General features: G+C 45.7%; 14 protein-coding genes, 3 tRNA genes and 1 rRNA gene. 6 read left to right on the top strand and 12 right to left on the bottom strand.

What is annotated here, in order from left to right; genetic code table 11:
- Window positions 1–356: 356 nt before the first annotated feature.
- From ICV89_RS00190 to ICV89_RS00180, 3 genes are all read right to left on the bottom strand, one after another.
- Window positions 357–432 (bottom strand) — tRNA-Ala (locus ICV89_RS00190).
- 30 nt (window positions 433–462) lie between these two features.
- Window positions 463–539 (bottom strand) — tRNA-Ile (locus ICV89_RS00185).
- 58 nt (window positions 540–597) lie between these two features.
- Window positions 598–2,130: ribosomal RNA gene (locus ICV89_RS00180) — 16S ribosomal RNA — on the bottom strand.
- 493 nt (window positions 2,131–2,623) lie between these two features.
- Here ICV89_RS00180 and ICV89_RS00175 point away from each other — a divergent pair.
- Window positions 2,624–3,283, top strand: a complete 660-nt coding sequence (locus tag ICV89_RS00175) for a GNAT family N-acetyltransferase (protein WP_215308679.1) — start codon at window positions 2,624–2,626, stop codon at window positions 3,281–3,283.
- Here ICV89_RS00175 and ICV89_RS00170 read toward each other — a convergent pair.
- The 3 genes from ICV89_RS00170 to ICV89_RS00160 are packed head-to-tail and all read right to left on the bottom strand — an operon-like array spanning window position 3,280 to window position 4,934.
- Window positions 3,280–3,633, bottom strand: a complete 354-nt coding sequence (locus ICV89_RS00170) for a c-type cytochrome (protein ID WP_251370854.1) — start codon at window positions 3,631–3,633, stop codon at window positions 3,280–3,282. The genes ICV89_RS00175 and ICV89_RS00170 overlap by 4 nt on opposite strands.
- 23 nt (window positions 3,634–3,656) lie before the next feature.
- Window positions 3,657–4,304: a BON domain-containing protein gene (locus ICV89_RS00165; protein WP_215308678.1), complete on the bottom strand. Its 648-nt coding sequence runs from the start codon at window positions 4,302–4,304 to the stop codon at window positions 3,657–3,659.
- A gap of 27 nt (window positions 4,305–4,331) precedes the next feature.
- Window positions 4,332–4,934, bottom strand: coding sequence for a phosphoheptose isomerase (locus ICV89_RS00160; RefSeq protein ID WP_215308677.1), 603 nt, complete (start codon window positions 4,932–4,934; stop codon window positions 4,332–4,334).
- 106 nt (window positions 4,935–5,040) lie between these two features.
- On the opposite strand from ICV89_RS00160, the gene rsmI reads away from it, so the two are divergent.
- Window positions 5,041–5,946 carry a 16S rRNA (cytidine(1402)-2'-O)-methyltransferase gene (gene rsmI / locus ICV89_RS00155; RefSeq protein WP_215308676.1) on the top strand — a complete coding sequence of 302 codons (906 nt, stop codon included), beginning with the start codon at window positions 5,041–5,043 and terminating at the stop codon, window positions 5,944–5,946.
- Window positions 5,947–5,987: 41 nt separating this feature from the next.
- On the opposite strand, the gene ICV89_RS00150 is transcribed toward rsmI, so the two are convergent.
- The gene (locus tag ICV89_RS00150) at window positions 5,988–6,224 is read right to left on the bottom strand and encodes a hypothetical protein (protein ID WP_251370853.1); all 237 of its coding nucleotides are present in this window, start codon (window positions 6,222–6,224) and stop codon (window positions 5,988–5,990) included.
- 107 nt (window positions 6,225–6,331) lie between these two features.
- On the opposite strand from ICV89_RS00150, the gene ICV89_RS00145 reads away from it, so the two are divergent.
- From ICV89_RS00145 to gcvH, 4 genes are all read left to right on the top strand, one after another.
- Window positions 6,332–6,407, top strand: a tRNA-Arg gene (locus tag ICV89_RS00145).
- Between the two features lie 189 nt (window positions 6,408–6,596).
- Window positions 6,597–7,631, top strand: coding sequence for a fatty acid desaturase (locus ICV89_RS00140; RefSeq protein WP_215310256.1), 1,035 nt, complete (start codon window positions 6,597–6,599; stop codon window positions 7,629–7,631).
- Window positions 7,632–7,672: 41 nt separating this feature from the next.
- Window positions 7,673–7,858 (top strand): hypothetical protein, encoded by a 186-nt coding sequence (locus tag ICV89_RS00135; RefSeq protein ID WP_041396810.1) that lies wholly within the window; start codon window positions 7,673–7,675, stop codon window positions 7,856–7,858.
- 241 nt (window positions 7,859–8,099) lie between these two features.
- Window positions 8,100–8,492, top strand: coding sequence for a glycine cleavage system protein GcvH (gene gcvH / locus ICV89_RS00130; RefSeq protein ID WP_215308675.1), 393 nt, complete (start codon window positions 8,100–8,102; stop codon window positions 8,490–8,492).
- On the opposite strand, the gene priA is transcribed toward gcvH, so the two are convergent.
- The 5 genes from priA to atpG all read right to left on the bottom strand — a co-directional run bounded on the left by priA (window position 8,489) and on the right by atpG (window position 14,773).
- Window positions 8,489–10,600 carry a primosomal protein N' gene (priA, locus tag ICV89_RS00125; protein WP_251370852.1) on the bottom strand — a complete coding sequence of 704 codons (2,112 nt, stop codon included), beginning with the start codon at window positions 10,598–10,600 and terminating at the stop codon, window positions 8,489–8,491. The two genes, gcvH and priA, sit on opposite strands and share 4 nt — an antisense overlap.
- A gap of 281 nt (window positions 10,601–10,881) precedes the next feature.
- On the bottom strand, window positions 10,882–12,000 hold the full coding sequence (hemE, locus tag ICV89_RS00120) for a uroporphyrinogen decarboxylase (protein ID WP_215310254.1): 1,119 nt from the start codon (window positions 11,998–12,000) through the stop codon (window positions 10,882–10,884).
- A gap of 9 nt (window positions 12,001–12,009) precedes the next feature.
- Entirely contained in the window at window positions 12,010–12,426 is a 417-nt protein-coding gene (locus tag ICV89_RS00115; protein ID WP_046329360.1) for a F0F1 ATP synthase subunit epsilon, read from the bottom strand.
- Between the two features lie 21 nt (window positions 12,427–12,447).
- Window positions 12,448–13,848, bottom strand: coding sequence for a F0F1 ATP synthase subunit beta (atpD, locus tag ICV89_RS00110; RefSeq protein ID WP_215308674.1), 1,401 nt, complete (start codon window positions 13,846–13,848; stop codon window positions 12,448–12,450).
- Between the two features lie 55 nt (window positions 13,849–13,903).
- Entirely contained in the window at window positions 13,904–14,773 is an 870-nt protein-coding gene (gene atpG / locus ICV89_RS00105) for a F0F1 ATP synthase subunit gamma (protein ID WP_215308673.1), read from the bottom strand.
- Window positions 14,774–14,778 lie beyond the last annotated feature (5 nt).

Here is a 14,778-nt window from a genome sequence, read left to right as displayed (position 1 = left end):
CCAGCTCCCCGGGGCTTATCGCAGGTTATAACGTCTTTCGTCGCCTGTAATCGCCAAGGCATCCATCATGTGCACTTATTCACTTGATCCTATAACGAGCACCATTGCTAGTACCTGTTACAGGTTTACTTCTACTTCTGACATGTTTGCCGTAATCCAAACTGTAAGTACTTGTTAAAGAACTTGGTAAAACTCGTTTGTATTACTGATTGATGATTCAATCTTTACCCTTATTACATTGTCAAATGTCCTCTCAAAGAAACATTTGACACTTTGCTTACTCAAATTTTTAAAGAACAGCCATAAATGGCAAAACTAAACGATTAAATATTCGCTTAGTTTTGACATTTAGATGATGGTGGAGGATGACGGGATCGAACCGACGACCCCCTGCTTGCAAAGCAGGTGCTCTCCCAGCTGAGCTAATCCCCCAACGTCCCACTAAATCTTGTTTCTGGCTGGTGGTGGGTCTGGTAGGACTTGAACCTACGACCCCTGCGTTATCAACACAGTGCTCTAACCAGCTGAGCTACAGACCCGTGGCTTTTATTGTCAACCGATAAGTGTGGGCACTAGAGCTCCAGCATCTTTCTCTAGAAAGGAGGTGATCCAGCCGCACCTTCCGATACGGCTACCTTGTTACGACTTTACCCCAGTCATGAACCCTGCCGTGGCAGTCGCCCTCCTTGCGGTTAGGCTAACGGCTTCTGGCAAAACCCACTCCCATGGTATGACGGGCGGTGTGTACAAGACCCGGGAACGTATTCACCGCGACATTCTGATCCGCGATTACTAGCGATTCCAGCTTCACGTAGTCGAGTTGCAGACTACGATCCGGACTACGATGCATTTTCTGAGATTAGCTCCCCCTCGCGGGTTGGCAACCCTCTGTATGCACCATTGTATGACGTGTGAAGCCCTACCCATAAGGGCCATGAGGACTTGACGTCATCCCCACCTTCCTCCGGTTTGTCACCGGCAGTCTCTTTAGAGTGCTCTTGCGTAGCAACTAAAGACAAGGGTTGCGCTCGTTGCGGGACTTAACCCAACATCTCACGACACGAGCTGACGACAGCCATGCAGCACCTGTGTTCACTTTCNCTTACGNGCACCTAATGTATCTCTACTTCGTTAGTGACATGTCAAGGGTAGGTAAGGTTTTTCGCGTTGCATCGAATTAATCCACATCATCCACCGCTTGTGCGGGTCCCCGTCAATTCCTTTGAGTTTTAATCTTGCGACCGTACTCCCCAGGCGGCTGACTTCACGCGTTAGCTACGTTACTCAGGATGTAAATCCCGAACAACTAGTCAGCATCGTTTAGGGCGTGGACTACCAGGGTATCTAATCCTGTTTGCTCCCCACGCTTTCGTGCATGAGCGTCAGTGTTATCCCAGGGGGCTGCCTTCGCCATTGGTATTCCTCCACATATCTACGCATTTCACTGCTACACGTGGAATTCTACCCCCCTCTGACACACTCTAGCTATACAGTCACAGGCGCCATTCCCAGGTTAAGCCCGGGGATTTCACGCCTGTCTTGTATAACCGCCTGCGCACGCTTTACGCCCAGTAATTCCGATTAACGCTNGCACCCTACGTATTACCGCGGCTGCTGGCACGTAGTTAGCCGGTGCTTATTCTTCAGGTACCGTCATTCCCGGACTGTGTTAGAGCCGGTGTTTCTTCCCTGACAAAAGAGCTTTACAACCCGAAGGCCTTCTTCACTCACGCGGCATTGCTGGATCAGGGTTNCCCCCATTGTCCAAAATTCCCCACTGCTGCCTCCCGTAGGAGTCTGGGCCGTGTCTCAGTCCCAGTGTGGCTGATCGTCCTCTCAGACCAGCTACTGATCGTCGCCTTGGTGGGCTTTTACCCCACCAACAAGCTAATCAGGCATCGGCCGCTCTAATCGCGCGAGGTCTTTCGATCCCCCGCTTTCCCCCTCAGGGCGTATGCGGTATTAGCACAGCTTTCGCTGCGTTATCCCCCACGATAAGGTACGTTCCGATGTATTACTCACCCGTTCGCCACTCGCCACCAGGTGCAAGCACCCGTGCTGCCGTTCGACTTGCATGTGTAAGGCATGCCGCCAGCGTTCAATCTGAGCCAGGATCAAACTCTTCAGTTTAATTCCTGTGATCCTTGCGGATCGTCGCACTCATTCAAGAAATTGACTTGGTAATAAAACCAAATCTTTTTACTGTCTATGAGTACTATTTATTTACATCTGTCCCGAAGGACTTGATGCTTTCACTTAGTACCCACAATTATCGGTTGACTAATTTTTAAAGAGGGCTGCGCGTTTTTTGTATTTCATAAAACGTTGCAGCAGAGAGATGAGACTTTATACCCTTTTTCAGGGTCAGTCAACACCTTTCGTAGTCTTTTTCTATCAAATAGCGATGTTTTTTCCTACTTTTAAAATAAACTCATTAAAAACAAGGGGATGGAGATAGAAAATATTTTCAATTTTTTTAAAAATATACGGGTTTTTATGGATAGGGTAGCAAATTCTGGGCAATTGTTCAGCTTTTTACTTTATTAATTGCCTTTCCTTATCTACATTTGCGATGATTAGGGAAAACCCTGTAATTAGCTCTCATTTCTGCTAATATATTGCTATGCACAATAAATTAGCAAATAGTCACTTACCCAGCAAGCCCTATGCGGCAGGCTTAGTCGTGCCAGTTCGCGAATTACATGCTGGCCATAGAGAGCGCATTCTTCAGCATCTTTTGCTGCTGAATGAGGAGGATCGTCATCTTCGCTTCGGCACACAAACTCCTGATGAGGTGATTCATCGCTATGTAGAAAACCTTAATTTCAATAGAGATACGATGTTTGGTAGCTTTGACTCCCAGCTTAACCTGGTTGGCATGGCTCATTTGGCATATTTACCTAAAACTGCAGGCCAGCCACTAGCTGCGGAGTTTGGCGTATCAGTGCTGCCTAATGGCAGGGGGCAGGGCATAGGTACAGCTTTATTAGCGCGCGCTTCAGTGCACTCACGCAATACTCGTATTGAAATCTTATTCGTACATTGCCTGGCAAATAACCGGGCGATGATGCATTTGGCACAAAAGGCGGGGATGCTCGTTGAGTACGCCTATGGTGATGCGGATGCTTACCTGAAATTACCGCCTGCAAATTCAGGCACGATTGTTGAGGAGGCAGCCAATGAGCAATGGGCTGACTTTGACTACGCACTTAAAGAAAACTTGAAGCACTCAAACGATGCCTGGTCTTGGCTTCTTGGAAAACCAGTCGCGCGCCCAACTTAATTTGCGCTAGGAGCTCCGCGCAAAATCCAACTTGTCAATATAGATACATCCGCATCGCTTAATTTCGTATTTGCCGGCATCGGTACAACACCCCAAGAGCCGGAGCCGCCCTTGCGAATTTTATTTTTCAGAAATTCTGTTGAGCCAGAATCGGTTGCATATTTTTTTGCAACGGATTGAAAGCTAGGGCCCACAATTTTTTTATCAACTGCATGACATCCCAAGCAAGCATTTTGCTTTGCAAGTACAGCCGCTTTAGTGTCGTCACTAGATGCCTTCGCGTTTAGCGAGCATAGCAAGAAGAGTGTGGTGAGTAAAAAAGATTTCAGATGTTGCATGGATAAATTCATTGCTCACCCTCCATCAAAGCACCCTACTGTTTTGGCATGGAGTTTGGCTGCGCTTCATCTGCCTTGCCTTGTTTTTCTAAGCGCGTCTTTTCTGCCTCAGAAATAATATCGAAGTAGACGTATACATCTTTAACACCATCAATATTGCTGGTGACTTTCTTGGCAATCGCTGCCTCATTTTGCGTCAGAATGCCCAGCAAATAAACACTGCTACCTTCAGCAACAATCGCCATTGAATTCGATGGGAGCTTGTCCGTGAAAATCATTTGGGTTTTGATTTTTGATTCGAGGTAAGAATCATTGGCACGAGCTGTAAAGGTGCTGTTTGGTCCTATAGCCAATTCATTAAAAACAGAGCGGGCGTTTTTCATTGCCTTTACAAAGGCGGCAGCTTGATTCTTAATATCGGCATCTTTCACCTCACCAGTCAACAATACCTTTTGATTGAATGATGTCACGTTGATATGCGCATCATCACCATAACGTTTGGCTAAAGCATTGCCGGCTTCCAACTCAATACCTTTATCGATTGCCTGTACAGCAGGCGAACGGCGATCTGCTAAAACACTTGCACCCGCAACAACACCACCCACGGCTAGGACTCCGCAACCCGATAAGAATGTGGAAATCAAAATCGCTGCAAGTAATTTGATGGTGAGTGTATTTCTCATATACGAACTTTCTGATTAGTGATGCTATTAATCGAGCAATAAATGATCTACGCCATCACACAGAGCGTGGAGCAAAACTAAATGTGTTTCTTGAATACGTGCGGTACGAGTAGAGGGTGCACAGAGGTGAATATCATCTGCATCCAATAGACTTGCAATTTTTCCGCCGCCATTACCAGTCAGGGCAATAATTTTTATACCCATCTTTTTTGCAGCCTCGATTGCCTTCACTATATTTTTTGAATTTCCTGAAGTAGAAATACCAATTAAGATATCGCCTTTTTTTCCAAGGCCGCGCACTTGCTTAACAAAGATCTCGTCATAGCTATAGTCGTTTCCTACTGCAGTCAAGATTGAAGTATCGGTCGTCAATGCAATCGCAGCCAACTCTTGTCGCTCTCTCTCAAAGCGACCAATTAGCTCGGCAGCGAAATGCTGGGCATCGGCAGCAGATCCGCCATTACCGCAAGCCATTATTTTTCCGCCAGCACGCAAACAGTCTGTCATGGCGACTATGCCGCGAGCAACCTGCTCAGGAAGTATTTTTTCAGCCGCTTGCTTTACAGCAATGCTATCTAAAAAATGTTGGGATGCGCGAGCGCGCAAACGTTCGAGGGTATCTTTATCCATCGCATTATTATGCGCCAAAGTAGAGGCAATATGTCTGCACTGCCCCTGAATTCAAAAGGGACGTATTCTCTTACTTATTAAAATCTCATTAGCAAAAGATTGCCCCATGGAATTAAGCTCCTTTGACTTTTTAAAACAGCAGGATCTGCCAGCCGGGTCCTTATATATGGTTGCTACTCCGATTGGCAATATGGGGGATATCACTTTGCGCGCATTGCATGTGCTTAATTCAGTGGATGGCATTGCCTGTGAAGACACCAGGCATAGCGCGCCCCTGCTACAACACTTTGGCATTCATAAGAAATGTGTCGCCTTACATGAGCACAATGAAATGACGGGCGCGCAAACCATTATTGAGCGCCTAGCTCAAAATGAACGCTGGGCCTACATCTCGGATGCGGGCACTCCGGGTGTTTCTGATCCAGGCGCAAGATTAGTAAACGCAGTTCAGAAAGCAGGCTTTCGAATTATTCCCATTCCCGGAGCTAGTGCAGTATCGTCCGCCATTTCTGCTAGTGGCTCAGTCATGCTGCCATCGGAAGGGCGCTTTCAGTTTCTTGGCTTTTGGCCAAATAAAGCCAAAGAGCGTGGCACACTCATTCAAGATATTCGTAACAATTTAAAAACGAGCATCTTTTTTGAATCGCCCCATCAAATATGCGACACCCTGACAACTCTAAGCAAAGAACTGGAGCCTGAGCGGCAGGTGCTAATAGGCAGGGAACTCACCAAAAAATTTGAGCAGCTGGTCACACTCACTGCCGTAAATATTCCGGAGTGGCTTGAGAAAGCAGAAAGTCTCAGGGGCGAGTTCATTGTCTTAGTTGCTGGCCGCCAAGCCAATACAGACGAAGCTCCCGAACATTCGGAGCTCTTGCTATGGGCCAATGCCTTAAGCCCTTACCTAGGTAGCAAAGAAATTGCCGCTGTTCTTGCCCAAGTACTTGGGCTCAGCAAAAAAGAGGCTTACCAGGTGGCCCTGGATGCCAAAGATCAAAATGGCAAGCAATAAAAAAGCTGGCTAGATGCCAGCTTTTTGTAGGCGCCAAAAAATTATTTAGCAGCGGAAGTCGCATCCTTGGGTTCTGCGGTTGGGCTGGCGTCTTTAAAATTCAATTGCGCCACAGGCTTAATGAGCTGCTCAGCAGATGCTTCCGAATCTGCTCGCTTGCCATTGTTTACGAACACCATCAATAAAAGAATAATGATGAGTGGTACAAAAAAGCTAGCAAAGACCATGATGATCAATTGTTTGGGTGACTTAATTAGACTGCCGTGTGCTTCGCTCATAGGACTTTTATCGTTAGACGGGTTGTAAGGTTGAATTTGAACCAATTATAACGAGACTGTATGGGATATAGGCACTTACAATACTGGAGTAAGCGAATTTCCTACAGGCGCCCGTAGCTCAGTGGATAGAGTATTGGCCTCCGAAGCCAAGGGTCGCAGGTTCGATTCCTGCCGGGCGCACCAAAACAGAGGGGTTTTTGACCTACATCATGCGTAAATTCGTGAAAAAGGCTATCATTTCTCCCTAACTTATTGATTCTTATCATGTCAAATCATCTAAATTCTGCATTATCCGAACCATCCATGGCCAATCCCTTGGCCCCAGATCTTCCATTGCCACACCGAAAAGTTATTCGCAGCTGGCTGATCCCTATGGCTCAAGGAGAAACAGCAAAAGCAATTGCCTTGCTGGCTCTGGACGCAGTTTTATGGCTTGCTTGTATCGCTGGCACTATTTTTTTTGAAAGCGTGCTGATCAAAATCATCTTGGGCCTAGTTGCTGGTTTTGTTACTGGTCGCATCTTCATCTTGGGTCATGATGCCTGCCATCAAAGCTACACACCCCACCGTGAACTGAATAAAGTATTGGGTCGCATTGCGTTCCTGCCGTCTCTAACCCCTTATAGCTTATGGGATGTGGGCCACAATGTAGTTCACCATGGTCAGACCAACCTCAAGGGCTTTGACTTTGTCTGGGCGCCATTATCAAAAGCAGAGTTTGATGCCCTTCCTGCATGGCGTAAGGCCTTAGAGCGTCTCTACCGTAGCGGTTGGGGTCCTGTTTTCTACTATCTTATTGAGATCTGGTGGAGACGTGAGTACTTCCCGAATGCCAAAAATAAACCTGGCGATCGTCCAATTTTCTTAAAAGATAATTTATTGGTAACTGGTTTTGCCATTATCTGGATTGCTTGTCTTATTGCTGGTGCCCTTGCCACTGGCCAATCTGTTTGGCTTGGCCTCATCACTGGTTTTGCCGTTCCCTTCCTCTTCTGGAATGGAATGATTGGGTTTGTAGTCTACGTACACCATACCCACACTTCAGTCTCTTGGTATGACAAGAAATCTGAGTGGTTGCGCGCCCAGCCTTTTGTATCCACCACGGTACATTTGACCTTTAATTGGATTTGGGGCTCTTTAATGCACCATATCATGGAGCATACCGCCCACCACGTGGATATGAGCGTCCCGCTATATCGCCTCCAAGAGGCTCAAAATACCCTGGAAACCATCCTTCCTGAGCGTATTTTTGTCCAAAAGTTCTCTTGGGCCTGGTATTTTGATACCGCTCGCAAGTGCAAGCTTTATGACTTTGAAAACAAGGCTTGGCTTGATTTTGATGGCAATAAAACGGCTGATTCTGTCAGAGTCGTCCTAAGCCCAGCCCCAGCGGGACAAAACGGGTAAAATAGAGCCTCTGTACAAGATTTGGATTACCCGGATTGCCCATGACTACCTCGACTCCAGCTGCTACCCAAGAAACCTCACAGAGCCTTAAGTTTTGCTCCTCATGCAGTCGCGAAAAGCGTCTGGAAGGTGGCACTTGGATTCCGACTAGCAATCGCAAGCAGCGCTGGATTTGTGCAAGCTGTTTATACAACCGCACACACCGTACCGGCTCAGCAAAAACCTAAGCCTCCAATTGGCGCCTTGAGACAAACGCTTTTGCATGACCAAATCCAAAATGCCTAGTTTGTTCAGGTAATTGATCTAAGCAAAACTCCTCATCAATTTGCGGGCTCGCAAATGGTCTCACCTAATCGAATAGAGTAGTTAGAATATTTTCTAATTTAGTCGAGATAAATAAAAAAGTGTGTAAATGGCTCGGTCACCTATGTGTGGCAATAAAGCTAATTACCGCCCACAGGATACATAATGAAAACTCAAGATACATTTAAATTCGCAGAAACACATGAGTGGGCTAGCATCGAAGATGATGGACTAGTATGGGTGGGTATTAGTAATCATGCACAAGAAGCTTTAGGCGATGTGATGTTTTTCCAAGCGCCAAAAATTGGCCAACAAGTGGAGCAGGGTGAAACCGTTGCTGCAATAGAGTCAGTTAAAGCAGCAAGCGATATTCATGCTCCCATTAGCGGTGAGATTATTGCGCTCAATGAAGAAATAGACTCCAGCCCTGAGGCTGTAAATACTCGGCCGTATGCAATTTGGTTATTTAAAATTAAACCAATATCAGCAGAGATGCTGAGCACCAATCTAAACAACTTGATGTCACTCACACAATACGAGTCTAAAGTAGGCGCTTAGATAGCAATCGGATCGCGCTCTACCAACCATCGAATACGTGATGCTTTACTAATTCTTCCCGTGGAATCTTGGCGTAATTCTTGATCTATTATTTCAAGCGTTTCTTGTAACACCTTGCGATTGCTTGACTCAATTAATAATTGGGCGCGCTCTGCACCCGCTACCCGCATAACTGGCTTAGGAACTGGATCGTATATCTTGAGTTCTTTTCCAATCAGGCCCTTAATTTTTATACGCCTCTTTAATTCATTTAAAAACCAAATCGCCTGATCCAGACTTTTTCCTTCAGCATGAATAAGCGCCTGATATGAGTAGGGTGGTAATTTTGCCTCTTCTCGTTCTTTAGCCGTAAATGCTAAAAATCCATCGACATCGTGTCTTAACAAATACTGAAATACCGGTGACTCTGGGTATTGTGTCTCGATATAAATATCACCCCCAGCCTCACCTTTTGTACCCGACCTTCCTGCTCGCCCTGCCACCTGTACTAGCTGCGCAAATAATCTTTCAGCCGCCCTAAAGTCTGCTGAGTACAGCCGACTGTCTGCGTCTAATACGGCGACCAATCCAATGTTTTGATAGTCGTGTCCTTTGGCAATCATTTGAGTACCAACGACAATATCAACATTGCCACTATGTATTTCTTCAAAGAGAGCTTCTGCTCCCTTGCTCTTTCTGCTTGAATCCGTGTCGACCCGCAGCACTCTTGCTTGTGGCCACATTTCTTCAATAGCATCCTCCAACTTTTGAGTCCCATGCCCAAGTGTTTTAAGATCTGCATTTCCGCAATCAGGGCAAAACTGTGGAATAGGCTTTACCAACCCACAATGGTGACAATTTAAAACTGATCTATTACTTAATGCGCCGGCCTTATGCATTACTGTATAGGTAGAGCATTGAGTACATTTTGATAACCAATTACATGCTGAGCAACTGAGTACTGGAGCGTAGCCACGTCTATTAATCAAAATCAAACTTTGTTTTTTTTCTGCAAGTGATTTGCTTATGGCATTTGCAAGCGTTTTTGTAATCAGACTTTTTTGCTTTGGCGCACCTGCATCACCCGGACTAAATTGATTTTGTGGCTCACGTGCATTAATTAAGTGCACACTAGGCAAGCTTGCGCCTTGGGCACGCTGATCAAGCCGAATATTCTCATAGCGGCCCGATTGAGCTGCCAACCAGGTTTCTAGTGATGGGGTAGCGGAAGCTAAGAGGATGGGGATTTTTTGATCGTGCGCTCGCCAGATTGCTAAATCTCTTGCCGAGTATCGAGTGCCGTCTTGTTGCTTATATGATGGGTCGTGCTCTTCATCTACCACTATGACTCGCAAATTAGGTATCGGCGTCAATGCCGCTAGCCTTGTGCCTAAAATAATTTGTGCTTTACCAGTCATTGCCTCATACCACGCAACGCCTCTTTTCTTTTCGCTGATACCACTATGCAATACCGCCATTTTTTTATCAGGGAAGTATGCTCTCACGCGTCTCTCGAGTTGCGGAGTTAAGTTAATCTCTGGCACTAGTAAAAGTACTTGGGCGCTCTCTTCTCTTAGGGCGCTTGCAAGCCAATTTAAAAAAACGGCTGTCTTCCCACTTCCTGTTTGACCCTGCAGCAATATTGCTCTAAATTGTTTTTCTTTTTGACCCTCTGCCAATAATTGACGAAGGGCGATCTTCTGTTCTGAATTTAATTGATCCAGCGTGATCAAGCCCTCTGTGGCAAGAGAAGAATTTTTTTTACTTTTCTTTTCCGCTGACTCCAGTTTTTTAGGTATCTTTTCCCATTCATCAGCCTTTTTCCACATCTGCGGAATGACTGGCAAAGCAGTTTCCCCTAAGGCATGGATGTAATACTGACTAGTAAAGCTCATTAATCTCAATAGAGCGGGGTCGAATACTGGGAGTGGGGCAAGTCGTTCTACGTATTTGAGTTTTTCAATCTCATATTCGGAGTGATTACTCACCTTTACTATCAGCCCAACTTCTTTAGACCTTGCAAAGGGGACCTCAACTACATTACCAATTTCGGGGAATCTGCCTAATTTTTCAATATCCCATAGGTAGTCAAAGCCCTGCACTAAAGGCTTATCTACTACCACCTGCACTACGATAGGTTTAGGGTTGTTTTCTAAAATTTGTTATTTCACCCTGTGGATAAGTCTGTGGATATCATTCCTTGTTTTGTATCTCTTCAGTTATTTTATAGGAATGCCATCTTGAATAGAAAATCAATATTTTATTAATTTTCATTACAAATCAATGACTTACAATGGTTTGTAAATGTAAAGTTTGATAATTCCTGCGAATCTCTCTGTATTTATGATTTTGCACATTTCTGTGCATAACTTTTTGCCGTAATATTGGCAAAGTTAGCAATTACTTGCGTCTACCGCACTGCCCGCAAGGCTTTTGACTTGGAGATTACCGCTTCGGAGAGAGCTGTTACGCTTTCAGGTGGGGTAAATTGGTTGATGCCATGACCTAAATTAAAGATGTGTCCATCCAGCGGATGAAGGCCTGGTTTTAGTGAGGGAGCGCTAGCCAAGCCCCCCAAAAGACCCTCTGCAGCACTTGCAATATGCTTCGGTTCTGAAAACAAAATTAGTGGGTCTAGGTTACCTTGCAAAGCCAGTGGCTTATTGATATCTAATAGCTGCTTACGGGCGCGACTTAAGGGCATAGTCCAGTCAATTGCAATAACATCTGCCCCAATTTGCGCCATATCGTTCAACCAAATACCGCCGCCTTTTGTGAACATAATAATTGGGATCTTGCGTCCCTCATGCTCTCGGGGCAGTAGTTCAACCACTTTTTGCATGGCAGCCAAGGACATACGCTGATACCAACCATCTGGAAGCAAGCCTCCCCAGGTATCAAATATCATGAGCGCTTGTGCTCCAGCTTTTACCTGCTCAATTAAGTAGGCTGCTACTGACTGGATATTAATCTCCAGAATATGCTCAAGTAAATCTGGTCGACTAAACATCATAGTCTTCGCATGACGAAAATCATCTGAGCCTGAACCATCAATCATGTAGCAAGCTAATGTCCACGGGCTTCCAGAAAAACCGATCAGCGGTACCCGCTGTTTGCCATCCTGAATCAGTGCCTTGCGAATTTCTGATACTGCATCAAAAACATATTTGAGCTGATTCATATCAGCAACTCGTAATTTTTTTACTGCCTCTTCAGTACGAAGGGGGTGCTCGAAACTAGGTCCCTCACCTGCAGTAAATTTCAGACCCAAGCCCATAGCATCGGGAATCGTCAAAATATCAGAGAATAAAATCGCTGCGTCTAAAGGGTAGCGATCCAATGGCTGAAGGGTTACCTCAGTTGCATAAGCTGGATTTTTAGCAAGTCCAAGAAAGCTACCTGCCTTAGCTCGGGTTGCGTTGTATTCTGGGAGATAGCGGCCTGCTTGGCGCATGAGCCAGAGCGGCGTTTGATCAACCGCTTCGCCCAAGCAGGCTTTTAAAAATCGATCGTTAGACAACAAGGAAATATCCGACTCTTATTTTTTACGGCGGAAACGAGCAATAGCTGCCAGTTGTGCTGCTGCCATAGCAAACTCTGACTGCGCTAGGGCCATGTCAAAGTCAGTTCCACGATTCTGCATTGCTTCTTCAGCGCGCTTCTTGGCTTCATTGGCTTTGGCTTCATCAAGGTCATGTCCACGAATGGCTGTATCGGCCAAGACTGTGACATGATCCGGCTGCACTTCTAAATAGCCACCTGCAACGAATACAAACTCTTCATCACCATCAGCTTTTTCAATACGAACTGATCCTGGACGAATGCGTGTAATCAAAGGAGTGTGGCCGCGTAAAATACCGAGCTCACCATTCTCGCCGGGAAGCGCAACAAACTTAGCCTCCCCGCTGAAAATAGATTGCTCAGCACTTACTACATCGACGCGTATGGTTGACATAATTTCCCTAGATGAATTCGATTAAAGCTTCTTAGCTTTCTCGATGGCTTCATCAATTGAACCCACCATATAAAACGCTTGCTCTGGCAAGTGATCCAATTCACCGCTGCAAATCATTTTGAAACCACGGATAGTTTCTTTCAATGGAACATATTTACCTGGTGAACCAGTAAATACTTCAGCGACGTGGAAAGGCTGGGACAAGAAACGTTGAATCTTACGTGCACGTGATACGGCTAATTTGTCTTCTGGTGACAGCTCGTCCATACCCAAAATAGCAATAATGTCACGCAACTCTTTGTAGCGTTGCAATGTCATCTGAACTTCGCGGGCAACTTCATAGTGCTCTTGACCAACCACTTGTGGGTCAAGCTGACGACTGGTTGAATCCAATGGATCAACCGCTGGGTAAATACCCAAAGCAGCAATGTCACGTGACAACACAACTGTGGAGTCTAGGTGTAAGAAGGTTGTCGCTGGCGATGGATCGGTTAAGTCATCCGCAGGAACGTAAACTGCCTGAATAGAAGTAACAGAACCAGTCTTAGTAGAGGTAATACGCTCTTGCAATTTACCCATCTCTTCAGCTAATGTAGGCTGATAACCCACAGCGGAAGGCATACGGCCGAGCAACGCAGAAACTTCAGTACCGGCCAATGTGTAACGGTAGATGTTATCAACGAAGAACAAAATGTCACGGCCTTCATCACGGAACGCTTCAGCCATTGTCAATCCAGTCAACGCAACGCGCAAACGGTTGCCAGGAGGCTCATTCATCTGACCAAACACCATCGCCACTTTGTCGATAACGTTAGATTCTTTCATCTCGTGGTAGAAGTCATTACCTTCACGAGTACGCTCACCAACACCGGCAAACACTGATAAACCTGAGTGTTGTTTAGCGATGTTATTAATCAATTCCATCATGTTCACGGTCTTACCAACACCCGCACCACCGAACAAGCCTACCTTACCGCCTTTAGCGAATGGGCAAACTAAGTCAATAACCTTAATACCGGTTTCGAGCAAGTCAACAGAAGGGGAGAGCTCATCAAACTTTGGTGCTGGCTGGTGAATAGCGCGACGCTCTTCAGTGGCAATCGGGCCTGCATCATCAATTGGGCGACCTAAAACGTCCATAATACGACCCAATGTTGCTGGGCCAACTGGGACTGAAATTGGCTTGCCTGTAGAAGCAACTTCCATGCCACGACGTAAACCATCGCTTGCGCCCATAGCAATCGCGCGAACTACGCCGTCGCCAATTTGTTGTTGCACTTCAAAGGTCAAGCCTTTTTCAGCAAATGATTTTTCGCCACTATCAACTAATGTCAACGCATCATAAATGTTTGGCATTTTGTCGCGTGGGAACTGAATGTCCACCACTGGACCGATACATTGCACGATATTTCCGTTACTCATCGCATTTCTCCGCTTTTAATTCCTGAATTCTTCCGTATTCCTAAACGCTAACCGCTTAAACCGCAGCCGCTCCGCCAACAATCTCTGACAACTCTTTAGTAATAGCAGCCTGTCGTGTTTTGTTGTATTCCAATTGCAATTCGCCGATTACATTCTTCGCATTATCTGAGGCGGCCTTCATCGAGACCATCCGTGCAGATTGTTCTGAAGCCATGTTTTCAGCAACAGCTTGATAAATCATTGCTTCTACATAGCGCTTTAGTAGGCCATTCAATACAGACTCTGCGTCTGGCTCGTAGATGTAATCCCAAGAGTTTCCTGCCTTCTCTTCTGGAGTTAATGCGACCGACTCCAAAGGTAAGAGTTTTTCTAAAACAGGCTCTTGTTTCATTGCATTAACAAAGCGGGTATATGCCAGATAAACTGCATCAATTTCACCGCGCTCAAACGCTTCTAACTGGGCTTTAATTGCACCAATCAAAATATCCATATGTGGCGTATCGCCAATCTGAATTGTTTGAGAAATCAGTTTTGCCTTAGAGCGATTTAAAAACTGGAGACCTTTTGAACCAATTGCAGTGTATGCAATTTCAATACTGTTGCCGCCCATATCTCGCACTTGGTTTGCAATCAGACGCAATACGTTGGTATTTAAACCTCCGCACAAACCTTTGTCGGTTGTAACCAAGATTGTGCCAATTTTCTTCACTTCACGAGTTGCCATGTAAGCAGGGCGGAACTCAGGATTTGCTTTAGAAAGATTGGAGACAATTTCACGAATTTTTTCGGCATATGGGCGCGCATTACGCATGCGCTCTTGGGCGCGGCGCATCTTGGATGCTGCGACCATTTCCATTGCTTTTGTGATCTTGCGCGTGTTTTGCACGCTCTTGATCTTAGATCGTATCTCTTTTGTGCTTGCCATGATTT

The organism is Polynucleobacter sp. Adler-ghost (assembly GCF_018688495.1).
Lineage (GTDB): Bacteria > Pseudomonadota > Gammaproteobacteria > Burkholderiales > Burkholderiaceae > Polynucleobacter.
The sequence above is the reverse complement of the archived record's forward strand: the minus strand, read 5'-3'. Positions and strand labels throughout refer to the sequence as shown.

Excerpts from the sequence above, each read along its gene's own strand:
- ICV89_RS00165 (WP_215308678.1), bottom strand. The coding sequence starts at position 4,304 with ATGAGAAATACACTCACCATCAAATTACTTGCAGCGATTTTGATTTCC.
- atpG (WP_215308673.1), bottom strand. The coding sequence starts at position 14,773 with ATGGCAAGCACAAAAGAGATACGATCTAAGATCAAGAGCGTGCAAAAC.
- atpD (WP_215308674.1), bottom strand. The coding sequence starts at position 13,848 with ATGAGTAACGGAAATATCGTGCAATGTATCGGTCCAGTGGTGGACATT.
- ICV89_RS00160 (WP_215308677.1), bottom strand. The coding sequence starts at position 4,934 with ATGGATAAAGATACCCTCGAACGTTTGCGCGCTCGCGCATCCCAACAT.
- ICV89_RS00135 (WP_041396810.1), top strand. The coding sequence starts at position 7,673 with ATGACTACCTCGACTCCAGCTGCTACCCAAGAAACCTCACAGAGCCTT.
- gcvH (WP_215308675.1), top strand. The coding sequence starts at position 8,100 with ATGAAAACTCAAGATACATTTAAATTCGCAGAAACACATGAGTGGGCT.
- ICV89_RS00140 (WP_215310256.1), top strand. The coding sequence starts at position 6,597 with ATGGCTCAAGGAGAAACAGCAAAAGCAATTGCCTTGCTGGCTCTGGAC.
- ICV89_RS00115 (WP_046329360.1), bottom strand. The coding sequence starts at position 12,426 with ATGTCAACCATACGCGTCGATGTAGTAAGTGCTGAGCAATCTATTTTC.
- rsmI (WP_215308676.1), top strand. The coding sequence starts at position 5,041 with ATGGAATTAAGCTCCTTTGACTTTTTAAAACAGCAGGATCTGCCAGCC.
- ICV89_RS00150 (WP_251370853.1), bottom strand. The coding sequence starts at position 6,224 with ATGAGCGAAGCACACGGCAGTCTAATTAAGTCACCCAAACAATTGATC.
- ICV89_RS00175 (WP_215308679.1), top strand. The coding sequence starts at position 2,624 with ATGCACAATAAATTAGCAAATAGTCACTTACCCAGCAAGCCCTATGCG.
- ICV89_RS00170 (WP_251370854.1), bottom strand. The coding sequence starts at position 3,633 with ATGAATTTATCCATGCAACATCTGAAATCTTTTTTACTCACCACACTC.